The organism is Prevotella sp. SGI.167 (assembly GCF_050313615.1).
In the GTDB taxonomy this organism is placed as follows: domain Bacteria; phylum Bacteroidota; class Bacteroidia; order Bacteroidales; family Bacteroidaceae; genus Prevotella.
Genome location: NZ_JBNPLT010000038.1, coordinates 18,557 through 27,465, shown reverse-complemented (window position 1 = coordinate 27,465; position 8,909 = coordinate 18,557). Strand labels below are relative to the sequence as shown.

Sequence of the window (8,909 nt, the reverse complement as noted above, 5' to 3'; positions counted from 1 at the left end):
TATAAGCATTTCTTAATATAAGTTATTGATTTACAGACGATTAAATGTTAATTTAACGCAGTATTGAGTTATATAAAATATAAACATATTGTAAATATGAAAAAAGTTATCTATTTATCTTACGATTTGGGTGTAAATGGAGATTACCCTTCATTGTACCAATGGTTAGCTGGAAGAAAAGCTAAAGAGTGTGGTGATAGTCTTTGCCGTTTTGTTTATGAGTTTAAGACCATAAATAAAAATGAAACTAATGATGATACTAAAAAAGCTTTGATGGAAATACAGCAGGACCTTAAAGAATCTGTCAAGATAAAGCAAGGAACGCGTATATATGTTTGTTCAGACTTTTTTTATAATGATAAAGTTAAATTAACTGGAGCTTTCATCATAGGAAAAAGAAAGCAGAATCCTTGGCAAGAATATGAAAATGATGGTGATGGTTTAGATTCGATTGATTAGTATGAATGTAATCGTTGATACGGGATTTTGGTATTCGTTTTTAGGAACTAGAGAGCAGGAGAGACATACTGTCGCTGAAAATGTATTTTATAGGCTCGTTCAACAAGAAACAAATTTTCTAGTTCCTTTTCCAACATTGTATGAAGCAATCAATACAAAATTACTTAAGGATAAATATCGAGATAAAGCAGATTGGTTTTTAGAGCAATTGCAGTCTAACCCTCATTTTATAAGAATTCCTGATGATGAATATAAGGCTAAAGCGTATGATTTGACCATTGAGGAGAATTATCGAGGTTTCAGTTTAGTGGATAATGTTATTAGAGTTATGATGCAAGATCCTAATTTGAAAATCCATGCATTACTTACTTTTAATATTGAAGACTTTATTGACATAGCAGCTAAGCGAGGTATTGAAATTCCGAATGAGCTATATGGTAAATAGATGAGAATATTTTAAAAGGTTATTAAATATCTGTATAATAGATTATTCCAGTATTTTGAACAGTAGATGCGTATGGTACATGAAATAAAACAATATAAAGCACAATGGAAGTTATAAAGACTGATATAGAAGGCGTACTCATTATTGAGCCACGCCTCTTCAAAGACTCTCGTGGTTATTTCTTCGAGAGCTTTTCTCAGAGAGAATTTGATGAGAAAGTAGCCCCAATCTTGGGTCATAAGATATACTTTTGCCAAGATAATGAGAGTATGAGTTCTTATGGCGTAATGCGAGGTTTACATTTCCAGCGACCACCATTCACACAGACAAAGTTAGTACGCTGTGTTAAGGGTGCAGTGCTCGATGTAGCAGTGGATATTCGAAAGAGCTCTCCAACTTATGGCAAACATGTAGCAGTGGAACTGACAGAGGACAATCATCGCCAGTTCTTTATCCCAAAAGGGTTTGCCCACGGTTTTGCCGTGTTAAGTGAAACCGCAGTCTTCCAATACAAGTGTGATAACTTCTATCATCCAGAGGCAGATGGTGGAATATCTATCCTTGATGATAGCCTAGGCATAGATTGGAAGATTCCGACGGAGCATGCGATACTCTCAGAGAAAGATACGAAGCATGAGTTGTTGAAGGATTTTGATAGTCCATTTGATATCAATGTGGATATGTATGAATAAAAATGTACTATATGTACATTGAAAACTTAGTCTTCAAGAAAAAGTTATTATGTCTCTTTCACAAGAAAACAATAAAAGAATAGCAAAAAATACGATACTCCTTTATTTCCGTATGTTGTTCTTAATGGGAATTTCACTCTATACGAGTCGTGTTGTACTGAATACGTTAGGAGTAGAGGATTATGGTATATATAATGTTGTTGGAGGTATTGTGGTCATGTTTGGATTTATTAATAGTTCAATGGCATCAGCTACACAGCGTTTTATTACATTTGCTTTAGGACAGGAGAATGCTAAACAACTAGAGTCAGTATTTGGAACTACATTATTGATTCATTCCATTATCTCATTCTTAGTCGTAATTTTAGGTGAAACTATTGGTCTATGGTTTCTCTATAATAAAATGCAGATTCCTGAGTTAAGAATGGATGCAGCGTTTTGGGTTCTCCAGTGTTCTATAGTCTCTACGGTTATTTTGATCTTGAGTGTACCCTATAATGCAGCAATTATTGCTCATGAGAAGATGTCAGCTTTTGCATACATCTCTATTTTAGAAGTAGTATTAAAGCTTTTAATAGTATACTTATTGCTATGTTTCTCTTTTGATAAATTGATATTGTATGCCGTTTTACTTGTTGCTGTTCAGGCATTGATACAGGTTTGCTATAGATTATATTGTCTAAGGCACTTTCAGGAAACAAAGGTTTTTTGTAGATGGAACAAGCCTCTGTTTAAGGAAATGACCGGATTTGCTGGATGGAGTCTTTTTGGTAATTTATCAGCTGTATGTTTTAATCAAGGATTAAACATGCTCCTGAATGTATTCTTCGGACCAATTGTAAATGCAGCAAGAGCCATAGCTGTTCAAGTTCAAAATGCAATTTTACAGTTCGTCAGCAATTTTCAAATGGCACTAAACCCTCAAATAACCAAGATGTATGCCCAGCAGAAGATGGATGATATGCGAACATTGATGTATAGGAGTGCAAGATTTTCATTCTATCTTCTTTTTCTGCTGTCTTTACCGGTTTTGTTTGAAACTAACTATTTGTTAACTCTGTGGTTAAAAACAGTTCCTGATAATACTGTCATTTTCTTGAGAATTATGATATGTACTTCTTTGTTGAATGCTGTCGCCAATCCTTTGATTATAGCTAATCAAGCTACTGGAAAAGTTAGGAAATATCAAGCCATTTGTGGTACTTTACTACTAATGATTCTACCGATTTCTTATGTGTGCTTGTTACTAGGATATCCTGCCTATGTAGTCTTTGTTGTGCATTTTGTGATAGAATGTGTAACTCAGTTGGCAAGAATGATATTGTTAAGACCATTGATTGGAATTCGTATAAAGGATTACATATTATATATATATAGTAGAATATCAATAGTTACAGTTGTTTCTCTTTTGTTTCCATTGATGGTTTATAATATATGTAGTGAAACCGGTTTTATAAGATTTGTTTTGATAAGTTTGAGTTGTGTTCTTTCTGTCTCTGTTTGTACATTCTTTATTGGATTGACTAACTCTGAGCGCCTGTTTTTTCAAACGAAGTTTAAAGAAATCATTCTAAGGAAGTAAAAATCATGATTAAAATTGATAAAAAGGAAGATTGTTGTGGTTGCAATGCCTGTGTACAGCGATGTCCCAAACACTGTATTGCTATGGTCGAGGATCAGGAAGGCTTTTCTTATCCTCGGATCAATAGTAATTTGTGTGTTGATTGCGGGCTTTGCGAAAAAGTTTGTCCAAAACTTAATATTCGCCAAAGATTAAATACTCTAGGATATTTTGCAGTTAAAAATAACAATGAAAGTGAACGCTTGGCTAGCTCTTCTGGGGGTGTTTTCATACTATTAGCCAAGGAGATTATTTCTAGTGGTGGTGTTGTTTTTGGTGCGGTATATGATGAAAATTGGGAAGTTCATCATGTTTCGGCAACTAACCTGTTAGAGGTTTACCCTATGATGGGTAGCAAATATGTACAAGGACGTATTGAAGAATCCTATAAGCAGGCGGAAACTTTTCTTAAAGAAGGGAGGAAGGTGTTGTTTACAGGAAGTCCATGCCAGATTGCAGGTTTGATGTCATTTTTGCGATTTAAGGAATATCCGAATCTTTTGGCAGTAGATTTTCTTTGTCATGGAGTTCCTAGTCCAGGTATTTGGCGTCAATATCTAGCTGAATCATTTGGTGGTTATAATAGAACTGCAAAAATGTCGCCGAAGGCGACCGATGGAAAAAATACCGTTTTGTTTCAATCTCTAAATGCAAAGTCCCCCATAGGGGACATTAAATTTAGAGATAAGACGGATGGATGGAAAAAATACCGTTTTGTCGTCCGTCAAAAGTCCGCCTCTAAGGCGGACCAAAATTCCGTTTTGTCGTCCGTATTTCATTATGATAATGAGTATATGGATGGATTCTTGAATGATATTTATTTGCGTCCATCATGTTATCATTGTACATTAAAAAATGGTGCTAGTCATTCTGATATGACGATTGCTGATTATTGGGCAGCTAAGGTAGTTGATAAAGATTTTGATGATGATAAGGGCTTAGGATTGGTTATCCTATATTCTGAAAAAGGAAGGAAGGTTTTTGCTGGATTGGATTTGACAGTCCGGGAAGTTTCGAGTGAAAATGCTCATTTATATAATGGTGGTTTTAATGAGCATACGCTTCCACATCCTAAAAGAGCCAAGTTCTTTAGGATGATAAGCTGTGGCTATTCGGTCTCAGACTCGGTAACTACTTGTTTAAAAGTATCTGTTATCAGAAGGAATCTTCGAAGAATTAAAACTGTTATAAAAAAAATATTGAATCGCGCATGAAATCTCAAATTAATAATTTAGCCTCTAAACGTTTAGTTTGGTTAGACGCTCTAAAGGGAATTGGTATATTGTTGATAATGTCGTGTCATGCGGGCTTGTTGCCTCGTGTATCAATCTTTTTGACAGCAGGGTATGTTTCAATCTTTTTTGTAGCTTCTGGATTTACATATAAATCAAAGCAAACATTTTCTAGTGAAATAGGGAAGCGTTCTAAACGCCTTTTGTTGCCATACTTCTTTTATGTATCGTTGAGCATTATCCTAATGAATATTTTCCAAATAAAGGGAGATTTCATTCATCAAGTATTGGGAATGATTTATTCCCGTTATTCTTTGTTTTTCGGTATAAATGATGTTAGAGATGTACCCATGCTTACGCAGACATGTAATTCGCCAACTTGGTTTTTAACAGCTTTGTTTACTTCTTTAATGGTTATGTACATAATAAAATCATTGAAGTGGCAATGGGTGGTTCTTACATGTTTGGGATTTTCAGTTTTAACTCTTTATCTTCCGTTCTTGTTGCCTTGGAGTTTGGATACAGCCTTTGTGGGAGCTTTGTTTATTTATCTAGGTAAGAAGATTCGGGGTGGGCAATTCTGGATACCGAATGGTAAGACTTGGCTTGGTTGTTTTGTAATATATGCAGTTGTCGTTTTCTTGGAAAAAACAAATAATATTAGTGTAAGACAATATGGTGTACACGAACCTTTTTCAATACTTAGTTATCTATTTATTGGGTTTATGGAGACATTGTTGCTGGTATACTTATTCGTGAAATTTGAAAAAACAATTTTAATTAAATTATTGGCTTATATTGGTCGCATGTCATTGGTGTTAATGTGTGTACATGCTCCATTGATTATGATATTTAAGAAGAAAATCTGTTCAACTTGTAATTTAAATGATTCTGTAGTTGTATTAGTTGCTTTGCTTTTTGCATTTGTTATTGCCTATTTCATACAAATGCTGAGTCATAAGATTAATAAACCAATAGTTTCAAATATATTAGGTGTATAATGAATAAAAAGATAGGAATTTTATCATTGCCTTTTCATAGAAATTATGGGGGCATTCTCCAATCCTATGCATTATATAGGGTAATTCAAAAGTTGGGATATTCTCCTTGTTTGCTCAATCGTGATGTTGTAAATCATGTTAGTAAGAAGGAATGGTTGATAAATATAAAACGTAATCTATTTTCGATTATAGGTATAAAAAGTCATCCTACCTGCTATCAGATATTAAGAGAAAGTTTAAGTTCTATGCTTTCTTTTGTCGATAAGAATATACCTAACAGGCTCAACTTCTATGAATTCTCTGCTTTGGAAAAAGTCAAATTTGATGCCGTGGTAGTAGGAAGTGATCAAGTGTGGCGAAAAGGATATACACCTGATACAAAGTTGTATTTTTTGAGCTTCTTGAAAACTCATAATACAAAGCGTATAGCTTATGCTGCTTCTTTTGGTGTTGATACTTGGCAGTTTGATACCAATGAGACAGAAGAGCTTCAATCTTTGGCGCATAGTTTTAAGAGTATTTCTGTTCGTGAAGATAGCGCAGTTGAGTTATGTGAGAAGAATCTCGGTGTGCCTGCCATGCAGGTTCTAGATCCTACTTTATTATTAACAAAGAAGGATTATGAGGAAATAGCTGGTGTTAATAGTGTAAGTTCTCACAAAAAGCAATTGCTTCTTTTTAATCTGAGCAATAATGAATTTAAAAGTCAAGTTTCGCAAAGCATTGCAGAATTGTTGAGTGCAGAAGTTGTTGATTTTAATCTACCTGTTTATACTGATTATTTCTTATCAGAAGTGTATCAGTTTAAGAGTGTAGAATCCTGGTTAGATTCTTTTGCTAGTGCAGATTTTGTCTTGACAGATTCTTTTCATGGTACAGCATTTGCTATTAATTTTAATAAGCCTTTCATTGCTTTTGGAAGCAAGGAAAGAGGGCAGGCTCGTTTTTTGTCTTTATTGAAAATGTTTGGTTTAGAGAATAGATTAGTTGATAATCTTGATGAAGCAAAGAAAGTATGTGCTGAGCCTATTGATTGGGCTGATGTTAATGCACGTCTGGCAAATTATAGAAAACAGTCATTGGATTTTTTAACTCATGCGTTGGCAGATGGATAAAGTAGTTTGTTATGTTGATTCCATAAACCAGATGGATTTTCAGAAGGATGTAATCTTAACGCCTTATTATCTGACTAAGTTTTTGGAGTGTAAAGGAGATTTTTATTATGGATCTAATTCTGGAACAGTTGCGCTTCCAAAAGAATTTCGTAACTTAACTCTTCATGATTTGCATACAAAGAATAGTTCTTTCAAGCTTTTCTTGAAGCTTTTCATGATTATCGTGCGGAATCATCGTGATATAAAATGTTTATTTACATTTCATCTCACTTATATTTCTATGATTTTGGCAGTTGTTTTAAAATGTTTGAATAAGAAGTCAAAGGTTTGGATTGCTGCTGATTTAAATCTGAATAATGCAGAACAATTAGTTTCTCATGAATTTGTCTTTTCTTCAGGTATATTAGGCTTATTAAAACGAAAGTTTATTGATATGGTTTTCCATAAGGTTGATATTTATAGTATGGAAACCATGCAATATTATAGAATGTTTGAGCCATTATTTCTAAAAAAAGGATGGAAGTCTTTGGCTTATTTTCCTTGTAGCTGGGATGAGGATGGTATTCCAATAGGAGCAAAGGAAAAAGAAAACATAATTATTACCTGTGGGCGGTTAGGCACTTACCAAAAAAATACAGAAATGCTTTTGAAAGCTTTAATAAATGTAGATTTAAAAGATTGGAAAGTGTACCTGATTGGCCCCATGACTGATGACTTTTCTTTAGGTAATGAAAATAAAACCTTCAAAGAATATGTAGGGGCATATTTTAAAAAGTATCCTCATCTGAAAGATAAGGTGATTTTTACTGGTTCTATTTTTGATACCCAGGTTTTGTTTGAGTATTTTAGAAAAGCTAAAATTTTTGTCTTGACTTCGAGATACGAGGGGTTTGGCAATGTTCTGGCTCATGCTCGATGGAATTCTAATTACATAATTTCTACTGATGTAGGTGGAGCATGTGATATGACTGATAACTGGAAATATGGAAGTAAAGTAGAGCAGGATGATGCTTTGGGCTTAGCTTTAATTTTTAAAGAAGTATTATTGTCATATGATAAATTATTATTTTCACATGATTTTAGCAAGGGAATTTCTTATAATATCTCAATGTCAAATTTATTAACTCGATTTTTCTAAATGGATTATTCAACAAGATATTTAAGTATAAAGATAACTTTCTTAATTATTAATTTTTTAAGTATATATATCTTTTATTTCTTCTCTAAAAAGATTTCACATTGTATTTCATATAGAAAGGCTTGGAAAAATGCTTATCCAATCATTTTTGCTTATTCTATAAGTATGGGATTAAGATTTGGCCGAGCAATTGATTACAATTTATATTATGAACGTTATAATGAAATCGGACAAGATATAACTAAGTCTACTTATGAACCAGTATTCAATGTAATATGTTGGTCATTAAATCAAGTGGGCATACCTTATTGGGTGTTTATATGGTTATGTAGTATTTTTATTATATATGCCTTAATGCATTTATTGATTAATAATTATAGACCATATACATTATATGCTAGTTTGATTTTTTTATTTTTAGCACATGATGTTGAATTGTTAATAAGGTATTATTTGGCTTTTTCATTTCTAGTATTAGCTTTTTCGTATTATAAGCTTAAAAAAAATAAAATATCAATAATACTAGTCATATTGTCTTTTGGATGTCATGTAGGAATGGCACCTGTTATTCTTATTTTAATATGTTTATTGAAAGTTCCTAAATTAATACTTCCTGCTTTGCTTGTTGAAGTTTTGTTTGTAATAAGTTCTCTAGCAGGTGAAACTGGTATTTTAAGTTTTTTAGCTCCATATGTTCAATTATTTGGTTTAATTGATGATAGAGCAGCAAGCTATGCGGACTCGTTTAATGATATTATTAATGGCGATTTTGGTAAAATAGGAAAACACGATACGATTATATATACACGTGTTATTCGAAATATTCTTCAGTATACTGTGCCTATTTTTTTAGCACCGCTTTTAGTGAAGAAAAAAATAATTGGTTTTTTAGAAGCAAATATTTTTTATGTAGGTGTTCTTTTATCTCCTATTTTTATGCAGGTTGAGATTTTAAATAGAATTTGTTCGAGCATCTTATTCTTTTCTATTATCGTAAGTGGAGCTTCTTATGTTTATGTGTTTAATCATAAAAATGAATTTAAGCCATGGCAGATAAATTTTTGTCGAGTTTCTGTTTTTGCTTCAATATGGCCGGTATTTTCAAATATTCTTTCAAGAGATACTTGGTGGCATATGCTTTACATTTGGGATGCTGGCAATCTAAATACATTGCCATTACAATATTTCTTAGATGAATTAATATAA

General features: G+C 32.9%; 9 protein-coding genes. All 9 read left to right on the top strand.

What is annotated here, in order from left to right:
* Positions 1–96 precede the first annotated feature (96 nt).
* The 9 genes from ACQRBJ_RS14025 (at position 97) to ACQRBJ_RS13985 (ending at position 8,909) form a co-directional block, all read left to right on the top strand.
* Complete coding sequence (locus ACQRBJ_RS14025) at positions 97–459, top strand: hypothetical protein (protein ID WP_445303973.1); 363 nt, start codon at positions 97–99, stop codon at positions 457–459.
* A gap of 1 nt (position 460) precedes the next feature.
* Positions 461–904 (top strand): hypothetical protein, encoded by a 444-nt coding sequence (locus tag ACQRBJ_RS14020; protein WP_445303972.1) that lies wholly within the window; start codon positions 461–463, stop codon positions 902–904.
* Between the two features lie 104 nt (positions 905–1,008).
* Complete coding sequence (rfbC, locus tag ACQRBJ_RS14015) at positions 1,009–1,596, top strand: dTDP-4-dehydrorhamnose 3,5-epimerase (protein ID WP_445303971.1); 588 nt, start codon at positions 1,009–1,011, stop codon at positions 1,594–1,596.
* A 49-nt stretch (positions 1,597–1,645) separates the two neighbouring features.
* Complete coding sequence (locus tag ACQRBJ_RS14010) at positions 1,646–3,178, top strand: MATE family efflux transporter (RefSeq protein ID WP_445303970.1); 1,533 nt, start codon at positions 1,646–1,648, stop codon at positions 3,176–3,178.
* 5 nt (positions 3,179–3,183) lie between these two features.
* On the top strand, positions 3,184–4,431 hold the full coding sequence (locus ACQRBJ_RS14005) for a Coenzyme F420 hydrogenase/dehydrogenase, beta subunit C-terminal domain (RefSeq protein ID WP_445303969.1): 1,248 nt from the start codon (positions 3,184–3,186) through the stop codon (positions 4,429–4,431).
* The gene (locus ACQRBJ_RS14000) at positions 4,428–5,450 is read left to right on the top strand and encodes an acyltransferase family protein (RefSeq protein ID WP_445303968.1); all 1,023 of its coding nucleotides are present in this window, start codon (positions 4,428–4,430) and stop codon (positions 5,448–5,450) included. Before ACQRBJ_RS14005 ends, ACQRBJ_RS14000 begins: the two co-directional genes overlap by 4 nt.
* The gene (locus ACQRBJ_RS13995; protein ID WP_445303967.1) at positions 5,450–6,565 is read left to right on the top strand and encodes a polysaccharide pyruvyl transferase family protein; all 1,116 of its coding nucleotides are present in this window, start codon (positions 5,450–5,452) and stop codon (positions 6,563–6,565) included. Before ACQRBJ_RS14000 ends, ACQRBJ_RS13995 begins: the two co-directional genes overlap by 1 nt.
* Positions 6,558–7,703 (top strand): glycosyltransferase, encoded by a 1,146-nt coding sequence (locus ACQRBJ_RS13990; RefSeq protein WP_445303966.1) that lies wholly within the window; start codon positions 6,558–6,560, stop codon positions 7,701–7,703. The genes ACQRBJ_RS13995 and ACQRBJ_RS13990 overlap by 8 nt, the downstream gene beginning before the upstream one ends.
* Complete coding sequence (locus ACQRBJ_RS13985; protein ID WP_445303965.1) at positions 7,704–8,909, top strand: EpsG family protein; 1,206 nt, start codon at positions 7,704–7,706, stop codon at positions 8,907–8,909.

What these genes read in the sequence shown, in the direction of transcription:
- ACQRBJ_RS14025 (WP_445303973.1), top strand. Translation starts at nt 97, where the DNA reads ATGAAAAAAGTTATCTATTTATCTTACGATTTGGGTGTAAATGGAGAT.
- ACQRBJ_RS14020 (WP_445303972.1), top strand. Translation starts at nt 461, where the DNA reads ATGAATGTAATCGTTGATACGGGATTTTGGTATTCGTTTTTAGGAACT.
- rfbC (WP_445303971.1), top strand. Translation starts at nt 1,009, where the DNA reads ATGGAAGTTATAAAGACTGATATAGAAGGCGTACTCATTATTGAGCCA.
- ACQRBJ_RS14010 (WP_445303970.1), top strand. Translation starts at nt 1,646, where the DNA reads ATGTCTCTTTCACAAGAAAACAATAAAAGAATAGCAAAAAATACGATA.
- ACQRBJ_RS14005 (WP_445303969.1), top strand. Translation starts at nt 3,184, where the DNA reads ATGATTAAAATTGATAAAAAGGAAGATTGTTGTGGTTGCAATGCCTGT.
- ACQRBJ_RS14000 (WP_445303968.1), top strand. Translation starts at nt 4,428, where the DNA reads ATGAAATCTCAAATTAATAATTTAGCCTCTAAACGTTTAGTTTGGTTA.
- ACQRBJ_RS13995 (WP_445303967.1), top strand. Translation starts at nt 5,450, where the DNA reads ATGAATAAAAAGATAGGAATTTTATCATTGCCTTTTCATAGAAATTAT.
- ACQRBJ_RS13990 (WP_445303966.1), top strand. Translation starts at nt 6,558, where the DNA reads ATGGATAAAGTAGTTTGTTATGTTGATTCCATAAACCAGATGGATTTT.
- ACQRBJ_RS13985 (WP_445303965.1), top strand. Translation starts at nt 7,704, where the DNA reads ATGGATTATTCAACAAGATATTTAAGTATAAAGATAACTTTCTTAATT.